This window comes from Variovorax sp. R-27 (genome assembly GCF_049913215.1).
Classification (GTDB): Bacteria; Pseudomonadota; Gammaproteobacteria; order Burkholderiales; family Burkholderiaceae_C; genus Variovorax.
Genome location: NZ_CP183984.1, coordinates 2,910,245 through 2,923,133 on the forward strand (window position 1 = coordinate 2,910,245; position 12,889 = coordinate 2,923,133).

General features: G+C 66.1%; 14 protein-coding genes. 7 read left to right on the plus strand and 7 right to left on the minus strand.

The window, feature by feature from the left end; translation table 11 throughout:
- Positions 1 to 3: 3 nt before the first annotated feature.
- The 3 genes from ACN9MV_RS13445 to ACN9MV_RS13455 are packed head-to-tail and all read right to left on the minus strand — an operon-like array spanning position 4 to position 2,180.
- Positions 4 to 975 carry an aldo/keto reductase gene (locus tag ACN9MV_RS13445; RefSeq protein WP_258349830.1) on the minus strand — a complete coding sequence of 324 codons (972 nt, stop codon included), beginning with the start codon at positions 973 to 975 and terminating at the stop codon, positions 4 to 6.
- 39 nt (positions 976 to 1,014) lie between these two features.
- Positions 1,015 to 1,614, minus strand: a complete 600-nt coding sequence (locus tag ACN9MV_RS13450; RefSeq protein ID WP_093053164.1) for a chromate transporter — start codon at positions 1,612 to 1,614, stop codon at positions 1,015 to 1,017.
- Positions 1,611 to 2,180, minus strand: a complete 570-nt coding sequence (locus tag ACN9MV_RS13455; protein ID WP_093078117.1) for a chromate transporter — start codon at positions 2,178 to 2,180, stop codon at positions 1,611 to 1,613. Before ACN9MV_RS13455 ends, ACN9MV_RS13450 begins: the two co-directional genes overlap by 4 nt.
- Positions 2,181 to 2,265: 85 nt before the next feature.
- On the opposite strand from ACN9MV_RS13455, the gene ACN9MV_RS13460 reads away from it, so the two are divergent.
- Entirely contained in the window at positions 2,266 to 3,189 is a 924-nt protein-coding gene (locus ACN9MV_RS13460; protein WP_426392653.1) for a YihY/virulence factor BrkB family protein, read from the plus strand.
- Positions 3,190 to 3,197: 8 nt separating this feature from the next.
- On the opposite strand, the gene ACN9MV_RS13465 is transcribed toward ACN9MV_RS13460, so the two are convergent.
- Positions 3,198 to 3,749 (minus strand): DUF924 family protein, encoded by a 552-nt coding sequence (locus ACN9MV_RS13465; RefSeq protein WP_093078120.1) that lies wholly within the window; start codon positions 3,747 to 3,749, stop codon positions 3,198 to 3,200.
- Positions 3,750 to 3,884: 135 nt separating this feature from the next.
- Here ACN9MV_RS13465 and ACN9MV_RS13470 point away from each other — a divergent pair, with 135 nt between their 5' ends.
- The 4 genes from ACN9MV_RS13470 to ACN9MV_RS13485 all read left to right on the plus strand — a co-directional run bounded on the left by ACN9MV_RS13470 (position 3,885) and on the right by ACN9MV_RS13485 (position 7,262).
- Positions 3,885 to 4,334, plus strand: coding sequence for a CHRD domain-containing protein (locus ACN9MV_RS13470; protein ID WP_093052127.1), 450 nt, complete (start codon positions 3,885 to 3,887; stop codon positions 4,332 to 4,334).
- A 64-nt stretch (positions 4,335 to 4,398) separates the two neighbouring features.
- A complete protein-coding gene (locus ACN9MV_RS13475) occupies positions 4,399 to 5,610 on the plus strand; it encodes a patatin-like phospholipase family protein (RefSeq protein WP_093052123.1) in 1,212 nt (403 codons plus the stop codon).
- Between the two features lie 73 nt (positions 5,611 to 5,683).
- The gene (locus ACN9MV_RS13480; protein WP_426392655.1) at positions 5,684 to 6,433 is read left to right on the plus strand and encodes an acetoacetate decarboxylase; all 750 of its coding nucleotides are present in this window, start codon (positions 5,684 to 5,686) and stop codon (positions 6,431 to 6,433) included.
- Between the two features lie 46 nt (positions 6,434 to 6,479).
- Positions 6,480 to 7,262: a 3-hydroxybutyrate dehydrogenase gene (locus ACN9MV_RS13485; protein ID WP_093052117.1), complete on the plus strand. Its 783-nt coding sequence runs from the start codon at positions 6,480 to 6,482 to the stop codon at positions 7,260 to 7,262.
- 7 nt (positions 7,263 to 7,269) lie between these two features.
- Here ACN9MV_RS13485 and ACN9MV_RS13490 read toward each other — a convergent pair whose 3' ends face one another.
- Positions 7,270 to 8,220: a bifunctional helix-turn-helix transcriptional regulator/GNAT family N-acetyltransferase gene (locus ACN9MV_RS13490; RefSeq protein WP_426392657.1), complete on the minus strand. Its 951-nt coding sequence runs from the start codon at positions 8,218 to 8,220 to the stop codon at positions 7,270 to 7,272.
- Positions 8,221 to 8,367: 147 nt separating this feature from the next.
- On the opposite strand from ACN9MV_RS13490, the gene ACN9MV_RS13495 reads away from it, so the two are divergent.
- Positions 8,368 to 10,758 carry a YgiQ family radical SAM protein gene (locus ACN9MV_RS13495; RefSeq protein WP_426392658.1) on the plus strand — a complete coding sequence of 797 codons (2,391 nt, stop codon included), beginning with the start codon at positions 8,368 to 8,370 and terminating at the stop codon, positions 10,756 to 10,758.
- Between the two features lie 3 nt (positions 10,759 to 10,761).
- Here ACN9MV_RS13495 and ACN9MV_RS13500 read toward each other — a convergent pair whose 3' ends face one another.
- Together ACN9MV_RS13500 and ACN9MV_RS13505 are read right to left on the minus strand one after the other, a co-directional pair.
- Positions 10,762 to 11,427, minus strand: coding sequence for a DUF1294 domain-containing protein (locus tag ACN9MV_RS13500; RefSeq protein WP_426392659.1), 666 nt, complete (start codon positions 11,425 to 11,427; stop codon positions 10,762 to 10,764).
- A 17-nt stretch (positions 11,428 to 11,444) separates the two neighbouring features.
- Positions 11,445 to 11,825, minus strand: a complete 381-nt coding sequence (locus ACN9MV_RS13505; RefSeq protein ID WP_093176684.1) for a tautomerase family protein — start codon at positions 11,823 to 11,825, stop codon at positions 11,445 to 11,447.
- Positions 11,826 to 11,974: 149 nt separating this feature from the next.
- Between ACN9MV_RS13505 and ACN9MV_RS13510 the strand changes: the two genes are divergently transcribed.
- Entirely contained in the window at positions 11,975 to 12,889 is a 915-nt protein-coding gene (locus ACN9MV_RS13510; RefSeq protein ID WP_426392660.1) for a hypothetical protein, read from the plus strand.

A 12,889-nucleotide genomic window follows, 5' to 3' on the forward strand; every position in this document is an offset into this window, starting at 1 on the left:
TGCTCAGGCAGCGGGTTTTGCTTCAGCGCTGGCGCGGTCGAGCATCTCGATGGTGCCCGCGTCGAGCTTCAGCTGCGTCGCGACCACGAGCTCTTCGAGCTGCGCGATGGAGGTGGCGCTGGCAATGGGCGCCGTCACGCCCGGCCGCGCGATCTGCCAGGCGATGGCGACCTGGCCCGGCTTGGCGTTGTACTGCTGGGCCACCTTGTCGAGTGCGTCGAGGATGCGCAGGCCGCGCTCGTTGAGATACTTCTTCGTGGTGTTGGCGCCGCGCGCGCTCTTGGCGGCATCGGCCTCGGTGCGGTACTTGCCCGTGAGGAAGCCGGCGGCCAGAGCGTAGAAGTTGATCACGCCCACTTCGCGCTTGATGCACAGCGGCTCCAGCGCATCTTCGAACACGGCGCGGTCGTACAGGTTGTACAGCGGCTGCAGGCTTTCATAGCGGGCGATGCCCAGGCGTTCCGACACGTCGAGCGCCTCGGCCAGCCGCGGTGCACTGTAGTTCGAGGCGCCGATGGCGCGGACCTTGCCTTCCTTGATCAGGTCGTCGAAGGCGCCGAGCGATTCTTCGAGCGGCGTGTTGGCATCGTCGTCGTGCGACTGGTAGAGGTCGATGTAGTCCGTCTGCAGGCGCTTGAGCGAGGCCTCGACGGCTTCGCGGATGTACTTGGGCGCCAGGCCCACCTTGCCTTCGCCCATCGGCTTGCCGACCTTGGTGGCCAGCACCACGCGATTGCGCTTGCCGCTGTGCTTGAGCCACTTGCCGATGATCGTCTCCGACTCGCCGCCGGTGTGGCCCGGCACCCATGCCGAATACACGTCCGCGGTGTCCACGAAGTTGAAGCCCGCGTCCAGCCAGGCATCGAGCAGCTTGAACGACGCCGCTTCGTCGACGGTCCAGCCGAACACGTTGCCGCCGAAGGCGAGCGGGGAAACCAGGAGGCCGGAGCGGCCGAGCGGGCGGAGTTGCGACATGTCGAGTGTTCCTGAAGAAGAAAGGGATGAGACGAAGGATCAGACGAAGCCCACGGCGCCCAGCGCCGCCCCGGCGCCGAGCAGCCAGAGCAGATGAATGCGCGTGCGCCAGACAATAAGGGCGGAAACGCCGGTCAGCAGCCACAGGTGCCAGGCAGGCGCATTGCCGGCATGGTTTCCCGCAGCCAGCACCCAGCCGGTGGCAATCAGCAGGCCCACCACCACGGGCGCCATGCCCTGCTTGAAGGCGCGCACCTCGCGGCGCGTGCGGTTGCGGTGGCCCCAGCGCGTGGCGAAGTAGGTGAGGGTGGTGCTCGGCAGCATGATGCCGACCATGGTGAGCATCAGCCCGAAGAAGCCGAGCAGCCAGGCCGAGGGCCCGGCGCCGATGCCGCCGCCCGCGTTGAGCCCGACGTTCCAGCCCATCAGCGCCACGAACAGCACGTTGGGGCCGGGCGCGGCCTGCGCGATGGCAATCGAGGAGCTGAACTGCGCATCGGTGAGCCAGCTGTGCTGGACCACGAGGTAGCGGTGCATGTCGGGCACGGTGGTGATGGCGCCGCTGATCGACAGCAGCGACAGCAGCGCGTATTGACCGAACAGGGCCAGCCAGTCGTGCCATTGCATCGTGATGGTCATGGCGCGATCTTCTTCCAGGTCCACACGCAGGCGACGCCGCCGACCACCAGCAGCACCCATCCGAGCGGGATCTTGAACACCGCAATGGCCACGAACACCAGCGCCATGAAGGAGAGGCAGGTTGCAAAGCCCAGCGGATGCTTGCGCAGCTGCGGCACCAGCTTGATGCCGGTCGCGGCAATCAGTCCGCCCGACACCGCGCCCATGCCGCGCAGCGCGGCCGCCACCTGCGGGTTGCCGGCGAAGTGCGCATACAGCACGGCCAGCGCAAGAATGACGACCAGAGGGATGGTCAACATGCCCGCCAGGGCGGCGAGCGCGCCGCGCAAGCCGAAGTAGCGGTCGCCGATCATCAGCGCGAGGTTGATCACGTTGGGCCCCGGCATCACCTGAGCCACGGCCCAGTCTTCGAGGAACTGCTCGGGCGTGAGCCATTTCTTCTTCTCGACCATCTCGCGCTGGACGATGGCCAGCACACCGCCGAAGCCCTGCAACGCGAGCCAGGTGAATGAAACAAAAAGGTCGCGTGGCGACTGGGGCTGGGCAGCGGGGGGAGACGGGTGCATGTGGAGCGATTATCGTAGGCACGCTTTCAACATGCCGGGCGCCGGATCGACATGGCGCCGGGCGATTCCACAGGGACACTTCAGCATGGTCAAGCAACTGCGCGCACTCTTCGATCTCTGCCAGCGGGCCTTCAACTCCTGGTCGAACGATTACGCCCCGAGCATGGGCGCCGCGCTGGCCTACTACACAGTGTTCTCCATTGCACCGCTGCTGCTGATCGTGATTGCGGTGGCCGGCCTGGTCTTCGGGCAGGAGGCCGCGCGCGGCGAGATCTTCGCGCAGCTCTCGGGCCTGATGGGCGAGCAGGGTGCGGCGGCGGTGCAGGGCATGCTGAAGGCCGTCAACAAGCCGGCCGAAGGCATCGTCGCCACGGTGATCGGCATCGGGCTGCTGGTGCTGGGCGCCACCACCGTCTTCGGCGAACTGCAGGACGCGCTCGACCGCATCTGGCGCGCGCCGGCCCGCGCCAAGAACAAGGGGCTGTTCAACATGCTGCGCGTGCGGATGCTGTCGTTCAGCATGATCATGGGCATCGGCTTTTTGCTGATGGTGTCGCTGGTGGCGAGTGCGGCGCTCGCGGCCCTGGGCAAGTGGTGGTCGCCGGTGTTCGGAGCGTGGGAGACAACGGCGCAGGCCGTCAACTTCGTCTTCAGCTTCGCGATGGTGACGGCGATCTTCGCGATGATCTACAAGATCATGCCGCGCGCCAAGGTGCAGTGGCGCGACGTGTGGGTGGGGGCGGCAGTCACGGCGCTGCTCTTCACCGTGGGCAAGCACCTGATCGGGCTGTACATCGGCAAGAGCAGCGTGGCCTCGGGCTACGGGGCGGCGGGCTCGCTGGTGGTGGTGCTGGTGTGGGTCTATTACTCGGCGCAGATATTCCTGCTGGGGGCCGAGTTCACCTGGGTCTATGCGCGTACCTACGGCTCGATGAAGGACACGAATGGCATCGCCGACCTGAACCCGTCGCCGACGCGCAACGTGCCGCTGCCGCACAACGACACCTGAGCCTCGCTTCAGCCGGCGAAGCCGCCTTCGTCGAGGTACTTCTGCTCTTCCGCCGTGGTGCTGCGCCCCATCATCCTGTTGCGGTGCGGAAAGCGGCCGAAGCGCGCAATGATGTCCCGGTGCAGCACCGCGTAGCGCTGCGTGTTGGCGTCGAGCGCCGCGTTGAGCTCGACCGAGCGCTCCTGCTCGGCCAGCACTTCGGAATGCATGAAGGGCAGGTAGAAGAAACGTCGCAGCACCGGTTCGCACTGCAGGTCGAAGCCTGATTCGACTGCCTGCTTCGCCACGGCCAGCGCCTTGCCGTCGGTGGCCAGCATGTGCGGGCTGCCGCGCCAGGTGTTGCGGGGAAACTGGTCGAACAGCACCAGCAAAGCCAGGGCGCCTTCGGCGTCGGATGTCCAGTGGTCGAGTTCGCCACGGGCTGCGGCCTGATGGGCGTGCGAGAAGCGGGCGGCGAAGTCGGCGTCGAAGGCGTCGTTCTTGGCAAACCAGCGGTCCGGGCCGGCTTCGCGCCAGAAATCGACCACGTCGCGGGCGGTGGGGAGGGCGTTGAAAGTCATCGTTGCATTTTCTTTCAGCCTTTCAGCCCTTTATCAGCCGTTAGGCGGCCGTCAAAGTCGGGGTGGTGGCCGACAAGCCAAGCCCGCCGTGCTGCCTATGCTGTGGAGGCTTTCATAACTCAGGAGATCAAGCTCATGACCAAATATGGCACCCTTTTGCGCGCAGCCCTCATCACCGGGGTGGCCAGTGCCGCGCTGGTCGGCTGCGGAATGATGTCGAAGTCGAACGTCGCGAGCTTCAGCGGCGCGATGAACGCAGCCAGCGAAGTCCCGCCCAACATGACACGCGGCAGCGGCATGGCCGAGGCCTGGCTCGACCGCGACACCAACGTGCTCAAGTACAAGATCACCTACACCGGCCTGAGCGGTCCGGCCACCATGGCGCACTTCCACGGCCCGGCCGCCGCGGGCGCCAATGCGGGCGTGGTGCTGCCCTTTGCCAACCCGGCGAGCCCGATCGAAGGCCAGGCCACGCTCACGCCGGCACAGGCCGCCGACCTGTCCGCGGGCAAGTGGTACGCCAACGTGCACACCGCCGCCAACCCGGGCGGCGAGATCCGCGGACAGATGCTGCCGAAGATGTGACATCGTCCCGGGGGCAACAACCCCTGGTCAGGTTGGTGTCGCGGGGCTGGTGTCAAATGAACGCATGACGACGACACCACCGAAGAAGAAACCCCGTGCCGCCTCCTCCAAGCCCCTCAACCCTTTTGCTTCGCGCCGCGAAGACATGCGCACCGCCCGCAAGGCGCTGGTGCTGCAGGGTGGGGGCGCGCTCGGCGCCTACCAGGCCGGCGTGTATGCGGCGCTCAGCGAAACCGAGCTGCAGCCGCACTGGATTGCCGGCGTCTCCATCGGCGCCATCAACGCGGCACTGATTGCGGGCAATGCACCGGAAACGCGCGTCGACCGGCTGCGCGAGTTCTGGCACCTTGTGTCTTCGGGCCCCTCGCAGCGCCTGCCCTCTTGGCTGGGCGACCGGGCCCTGCAGAACCAGTACAGCGCCACCATGGCCTCACTGGTGGGCATTCCGGGCTTCTTCGAGCCGCGGTACTCGCCGGCCTTCCTGATGGGCGGGGCGGCGCCGCTGCTGAGCTATTACGACACCTCTGCCCTCAAGTCCACTCTGGAGCGCCTCGTCGACTTCGACCGCATCAATGCCTGCGAGGCACGCTTCAGCGTGGGGGCGGTCAATGTGCGCACCGGCAATTCGGTGTACTTCGACAACACGCGCCAGCTCATCGGGCCCGAGCACATCATGGCCAGCGGCGCGCTGCCGCCGGGCTTCGCGCCAATCAGCATCGATGGCGACGACTACTGGGACGGCGGCATCGTGTCGAACACGCCGCTGCAGTACGTGCTCGACACGCATCCGCGCAGCGAGCCGCTGGTGGTGCTGCAGGTCGACCTGTTCAATGCGCGCGGCGAGATGCCGCGCACCATGGCGGGCGTGATGGAGCGGCAGAAGGACATCACCTACTCGAGCCGCACCCGCATGAACACCGATGCGCTGGCCGCCAACATGAACCTGCAGCAGGCGATTGCCGACCTGATCTCCAAGCTGCCGGCAGGCCTGCGCAACGACCCGAGCGTGCTCGCGGTGCAGTCGCAGCTCACGCACGAGCCCATAGACATCTTCCACCTGATCTACCGCGACAAGCCCTACGAGCTGGAGTCCAAGGACTACGAGTTCTCGCGCGCCGCCGTTGAAGAGCACTGGGATTCGGGTGCGCGCGATATGCGCAACACGCTGGCCCATCCCGAGACGCTGCGTGCCGACGCAACGGTCAACGGCGTGACCACCTTCGACCTTGGCGAGCACGGCTCGGGGCGCGTCAAGCGGCCGGGCTTGTCGCGCTGACACGGGCGATTCAGTTCCAACTAAGAAACCAGCGCGAGACTGGGCCGTCACTTCAACAGGAGGAAATGTTTTCATGAACATTGAAGATGTGCGACGAACGGCATTCGCGATGCCGCTGACCAATCCCGCCTTTCCGCCCGGCCCGTACCGCTTCGTGCGGCGCGAATTTCTCATCCTCACGTACCGCACCGACATGGACGCCCTGCGCGCCGTGGTGCCCGAGCCGCTCGAAGTGGTCGAGCCGCTGGTCAAGTACGAATTCATCCGCATGCCCGACTCCACCGGCTTCGGCGACTACACCGAGTCGGGCCAGGTCATTCCGGTGCAGCTGCGCACCGCCAGGGGCGTGGAGAGGGGCGCGTACGTGCACGCGATGTACCTCAACGACCATCCGCCCATTGCCGGCGGCCGCGAGCTCTGGGGCTTTCCGAAGAAGCTCGCCTCGCCGGTGCTCGACTACGAGACCGACGTGGTGGTCGGCACGCTCGACTACGGCAAGGTGCGCGTCGCCAAGGCCACGATGGGCTTCAAGCACCGCGCGCTCGACCCCGAGCCCATCCTCGCGGGCATTGCGCAACCCAACTTTCTGCTCAAGATCATTCCGCACGTCGACGGCACGGCGCGCATCTGCGAACTGGTGCGCTATCACATGGTCGACGTCACGCTGCACGGCGCATGGGGCGGGCCCGGCTCGCTCGAACTGCACCCGCATGCGCTGGCGCCCGTGGCCGACCTGCCGGTGCTCAAGTTCGAATCGGCCGTGCACTACATCGCGGACATGACGCTCGCACTCGGCACGGTCGAGCACGACTATCTCGCCTGATTCTTGCTGCCCTTTTCAAACCCGACTCTTACCAAGGAACATCACCATGCAACTCAAGGACAAGGTCGCCTACATCACTGGCTCGGCCAGCGGCATCGGCAAGGAAATCGCCATCCTGTTCGCGCAGGAAGGCGCCAAGATCATCATTGCCGACCTCAACAAGGAAGCGGCCGACGCCACCGCGGCCGAGCTCAAGGCCACGGGCGCACAGGCCATCGGCGTGGGTGTCGACGTGACGAACGAAGACCAGGTCAACGCCTCGGTCGAAGAGGGCGCTGCGGCCTTCGGCGGCATCGACATCCTCATCAGCAACGCCGGCATCCAGATCGTTCACCCGGTGGAAGAGTTCAGCTTCGCCGACTGGAAGAAGATGCTCGCCATTCACCTCGACGGCGCCTTCCTCACCACGAAAGCTTGCCTGAAGCACATGTATGCACAAGGTCGCGGCGGCAGCGTGATCTACATGGGCTCGGTGCACTCGAAGGAAGCCTCGCTGCTGAAGGCTCCTTACGTCACCGCCAAGCACGGTCTCATCGGCCTGGCCAAGACGGTCGCGAAGGAAGGCGCCAAGCACGGCGTGCGCGCCAACGTGATCTGCCCAGGCTTCGTTCGCACGCCGCTCGTCGAAAAGCAGATTCCCGAGCAGGCCAAGACCCTGGGCATCAGCGAGCAGGAAGTCATCAAGAACGTGATGCTGAAGGAAACGGTCGACGGCGAATTCACGACCACGGAAGACGTGGCGCGCGTCGCGCTGCTGTTCGCGGGCTTCCCGACCAATGCACTCACCGGCCAGTCGCTGGTGGTGAGCCACGGCTGGTTCATGCAATAAGCAGACGCTACAGCTTCAGCTCCCAGGTCTCACCGACCTGTGGCGAGCCGTAGCCCTCGTGCGGCTCCGACTTGGTGAGCTGGAAGCCGCGCTTGGCGTAGATGCCGCGTGCGGCCACCAGGCAGCTGTTGGTCCACAGCACCATCTTCTTGTAGCCCTTGAGGCGCGCGAAGGCGATGCACTCGTCCACCAGCTTGCCGCCCAGGCCGAGCCCGCGCGCGGCGGGCGCGAGGATCAGCAGGCGCAGCTGCGCCACCGCGGCCGACTTGCGCACCACGAAGATCGCACCCACCCGCTCGCCGTTGAGCTCGGCAATCCAGCAACGCTCCCACTCGGGCTGGAACTTGAGCAGGAACTCCCCCGCGATGCCGGCCACCAGCGCTTCGAAGGTGCTGTTCCAGCCGTACTCGCGCGCATAGATCTCGCCGTGCTGCTGCACCACCCAGCCGATGTCGCCGGGTGCCGGGTCGCGCAGGATGGCGGCCTGGGTCTTGGCCGGGGCGGCTTCGGGGTCGAGCAGCGACTGCACCGTGCCCATGGCCTGCACCAGCTGCTGGCGCTGCGGCGGCGCGAGCGAGGCGAGCAGGGCGGTGGCTTCTTCACGCGATTTCTGTTGCAGCGGCGCGAATGCGGAGTGGCCGGCCTCGGTCAGGCGCAGGACGCTCTGGCGCGCATCGCGCGGATGCGGCTCGCGCGTGAGCCAGCCTTCGTTTTCGAAGCGGCGCAGGATGCGGCTCATGTAGCCCGCGTCGAGCCCGAGGTCGCGCCCGATTTCGCTCGCGACCGCCACCTCGCGGTGCGCCAGCTCGTACAGCACGCGCACGTCGGTCAACGACATGGCGCTGCCGAGGTAGGGGTCGAGGGCACCGATGCGGCGGGTGTAGAAGCGGTTGAATTGACGGATCGCCTTGACGGCGGCGGGATCGATGGAGGGTAAAGTGGCTGACATAGTTGCCATTGTCATTCAGAAGGTTGACTTTGGCAATCAATTGAGGCTTCGAAGAGGCCCGGTCACAGGATGTTTGCCGCGACAGACATGATGGAAAACCCTAAAATCGAGGGTTGCCCACAACGGCGCTCCCACGAGCGCTGTCTACTCCCACCGATGAACGCCCCCGTCGACGTCTCCTTTTTCGCGCGCGCCGCCAAGCCGCTGACCAGCTACCGCAAGTACTGGGCGGCCCGTTTCGGCACGGCCAAGTTCCTGCCGACTTCGCGCAAGGAAATGGAAGCGCTCGGCTGGGACAGCTGCGACATCATCGTGGTCACGGGTGACGCCTACGTCGACCACCCCAGCTTCGGCATGTCGGTCATCGGCCGCATGCTGGAGGCGCAAGGTTTCCGCGTCGGCATCATCGCGCAGCCCGACTGGCAGAGCGCCGAGCCCTTCAAGGCACTGGGCAAACCGAACCTGTTCTTCGGCGTGACTGCCGGCAACATGGATTCGATGATCAACCGCTACACGGCCGACCGGAAGATCCGCAGCGACGACGCCTACACCCCCGGCGACGTCGGCGGCTCGCGCCCCGACCGCGCGGCCATCGTGTATTCGCAGCGCTGCAAGGAAGCCTGGAACGACGTGCCGATCATCCTCGGCGGCATCGAAGGCAGCCTGCGCCGCATCGCCCACTACGACTACTGGTCGGACAAGGTGCGCCGCTCCATCGTCGTCGACTCGAAGTGCGACCTGCTGCTGTACGGCAACGCCGAGCGCGCCATCGTCGAGATCGCGCACCGCCTGGCCGCCAAGGAGCCGGTGCAGCAGATCACCGACGTGCGCGGCACCGCCTATGTGCGGCGCGAAACGCCCGAGGGCTGGTTCGAGATCAACTCCACCAGCGTCGACGAACCCGGCCGCGTCGAGGCGCACGTCAACCCCTACCTGATGGTGTCCGACCAGGCCAAGGCCAACGGCGCCACCTGCGCGAAGGAAGACGAGGCTGACGCCGTTGCCAAGGCGGCCGAAGCCGCCGGCTCGGTGGTCAACCCAGCCATCAAGCCGCTGAACTTCGTGCCCAACCCGGCGCTGCAGCCCCGCGGCAAGATCGCCGTTCCGCCGCGCGACCGTTCGGTGATCCGCCTGCCGGCCTACGAGCAGGTGCGCAGCGACCCGGTGCTCTACGCGCACGCCAACCGCGTGCTGCATCTCGAGACCAACCCCGGCAACGCCCGCGCGCTGGTGCAGGCGCACGGCGAGGGCGCCACGGCGCGCGACGTGTGGATCAACCCGCCGCCCATTCCGCTCACCACGGCCGAGATGGACCACGTGTTCGACCTGCCGTACGCCCGCAGCCCGCATCCGCGCTACGCCGACGAGAACGGCAGCCACGACGGCGCGACCAAGATCCCCGCGTGGGAAATGATCCGCTTCAGCGTGAACATCATGCGCGGCTGCTTCGGCGGCTGCACCTTCTGCTCGATCACCGAGCATGAAGGCCGCATCATCCAGAGCCGTTCGGAAGATTCGATCATCAAGGAGGTCGAGGCCATCCGCGATTCGGTGAAGGGCTTCACCGGCACCATCTCCGACCTCGGCGGCCCCACGGCCAACATGTACCGCATCGGCTGCAAGTCGCCCGAGATCGAATCGGCCTGCCGCAAGCCCAGCTGCGTGTACCCGGGCATCTGCCCGAACCTCAACACCAATCACGACCCGCTGATCAAGATCTACCGTCGGGCGCGTGCATTGAAGGGCATCAAGAAAATTCTCATCGGCTCGGGCCTGCGCTACGACCTGGCCGTGCAGTCGCCGGAGTACGTGAAGGAGCTGGTGCAGCACCACGTTGGCGGCTACCTGAAGATCGCGCCCGAGCACACCGAGCAGGGCCCGCTCACGAAGATGATGAAGCCCGGCATCGGCAGCTATGACAAGTTCAAGCAGATGTTCGAGAAGTACTCGGCCGAGGCGGGCAAGAAGCAGTACCTGATTCCGTACTTCATTGCCGCGCATCCGGGCACCAGCGACGAGGACATGATGAACCTCGCGATCTGGCTCAAGAAGAACGGCTTCCGCGCCGACCAGGTGCAAACGTTCTACCCGAGCCCGATGGCCACGGCCACGACGATGTACCACACCAACAAGAACCCGCTGCGCAAGATCACGCGCGAGAGTGAGACTGTGGACATCGTGCGCGGCGACAAGCGCCGCCGCCTGCACAAGGCCTTCCTGCGCTACCACGACGCCAACAACTGGCCGCTGCTGCGCGAGGCGCTCAAGAGCATGGGCCGCGCCGACCTGATCGGCAACGGCAAGCACCACCTCATCCCGACGTGGCAGCCGCTGACCGACGGCGGCTACACGAGCGCGCGTCGCAAGAATTCGACCGTCGCACCGGCGGTCAACAAGTCCGCGCCGGTCAAGCTGGCGCCGGTGAAGCCCTCGAAGGGCCGCATCCTCACGCAGCACACCGGCCTGCCGCCACGCGACAACGGTTCGGCCGCGGCGCCGCGCAAGGCTGCCGGCCCGGTGCGCGGCAGCATCCGCAAGCCGCGCTGAGTTTCAGAACGCCAGCAGTCCCGCTGGCAGCAGCTTGCCGACCCAGGCGCCCACGGCCGCCATGTGTGCCAGCACCGTGGCCCAGTAGCCCGCCATGAAGCTCGCCTTGCGCACCTTGTGGCGGAACAACCGCTGCGCGACCCAGGCGCCCGGCCAACCCCCGATCAGCGAGAGCAGGTGCAGCGTGTTCTCCGCGGTGCGCCAGCGGCCTGTTTCGGCTGCGTTCTTGTCGAAGCCGTAGATGAAGAAAGTCAGCAGGCTGAGCAGCGCCAATACGCCGAGCGCGATCGGCGGAAGGCATGTGGTCCAAACGCCATAGCCGAGCAGCGCGCCGTATGCCACGAGCAGAAGAACCATCGGCAAAGGGGACGAGGAAGAGGCCGAGGAACGCACGGAGCGATCAGGTTGCCGGCGAGGCGGCGCGGACCTCCGCTGCGGCTGTGATTGCGGCTGCCGCGCCGCACCGGCTGCCTGCACCGACATCGCACGCGGCCCCTTGCCGCCCACATGGATCTCCTCGAAGTTCACCCTCATGCCGACCTGCGGCGCGGTGCCCCGGTCGGTGAAGTCGCGCAGGTGCACGAACACATCGGCGGAGATTTCGGGGCAGCGGATGAAGCCGAAGCCCCGGTCTTTCTCCCATCGAACTAGCGTGCCCTGGCGTTTCATCGGCGGGATTCTCGCCGCTATGCGTACTGCATCTCGCCATTTCCGAACGACCAGTTCTCCTTCGCCACCTCGACGAGGTTGATGAAGACATCCTCGCGCCGGATGCCCAGCCGGGCGTGCAGGTCATCGGCCACGCGCTTGTAGAAGGCTTTCTTCATCTCCGTCGTTCTTCCGTGATTCAGCGTGATCTGGATCAGCACGAAGCCCGGCGAGTAGACAACACCGAGGTAGCTTGCCGGATGGACCAGCTCGCGTGCATCGTGCCGCGTGATGACCTGGAACTTGTCGTCTTCCGGCACGTTGATGGTGTCCCGCATGGCCTGATAAATGAGATCCCCGATGGCCGGACCCAGGGTCTCGGGGCTGTCATTGGAAAGATCGATCCGGACGAGTGGCATCTGTGGTTCCTCGAAAAAGAGTGGAAGCCTAAGGTACATCCCGTATCGATCGGCCATGGCGGGCGCAATGCCGCTGTTGGTGCGGCGCAGCAAGCCCACGCAGTCCGACTGAAGGCGAGGGGGGGGCGGTCCGCTGTATGGTGTGGTCCATGAGCAGTTCGTACTACCCGTCGGCTTCATGGACGATGCGCACCCTGGCGGGAGCGCTGCTGCTACTGCTCGCAGCCTTGGCGCAACAGGCGCTTGCCGCCGCACCGGAGAATTCTTCCGCCCAGGCGCTGCGCGCCACCCACCAGCGCTTGAGCGACAAGCTCGACAAGAGCAGCTTCGGGCGGCCCGTGCAGCTCGATTCCATGGAGACGGCCGATGGCCTGCAGGGCGACGTCTACGCCGTGGTCGAGCATCCGCTCGCGGAAATCAGCACCGCGCTCAAAGGATCGGCCCACTGGTGCGAGGTGCTGACCCTGCACATCAACAACCGGCGCTGCAGTACGGCCAGCGGCCCGCTGGGACGCGAGATGCTGACGCTCTACGTGGTGCGGCGCTATGACAAGCCCATCGACCAGGCCTTCGAGCTGCCGTTCGTCTACCGGGTCGCCAGTGCCACGCCCGAGCACCTGATGGTCGAACTGTCGGCCGAGAGCGGGCCGCTGGGCACCAGCAACTATCGCGTCACGCTGGAGGCCGTGGCGCTCGACGAGCGCAAGAGCTTCCTGCACTTCAGCTACAGCTATGACCACAACACCATGGTGCGGCTGGGCACCATGGCCTACCTGGCGACCTTCGGCAGCGACAAGGTGGGCTTTACCGTGCTGGGCAAGACGCCGGAAGGCCAGCCCGACTACATCCGCGGCCTGCGCGGGCTGGTGGAGCGCAATGCGATGCGCTACTTCCTGACGCTGGATGCCTACCTCTCGGCGCCGGGGCCGGAACAGGCCGACCGTCGTCAGCGTCGCTGGTTCGCGGCGGCCGAGCAGTACCCGCGCCAGCTGCACGAAGTCGATCTCGACACTTACCTCGCGCTCAAGCGCGAAGACCGGCAGCGCGACGGCGCCAGTCGCTGA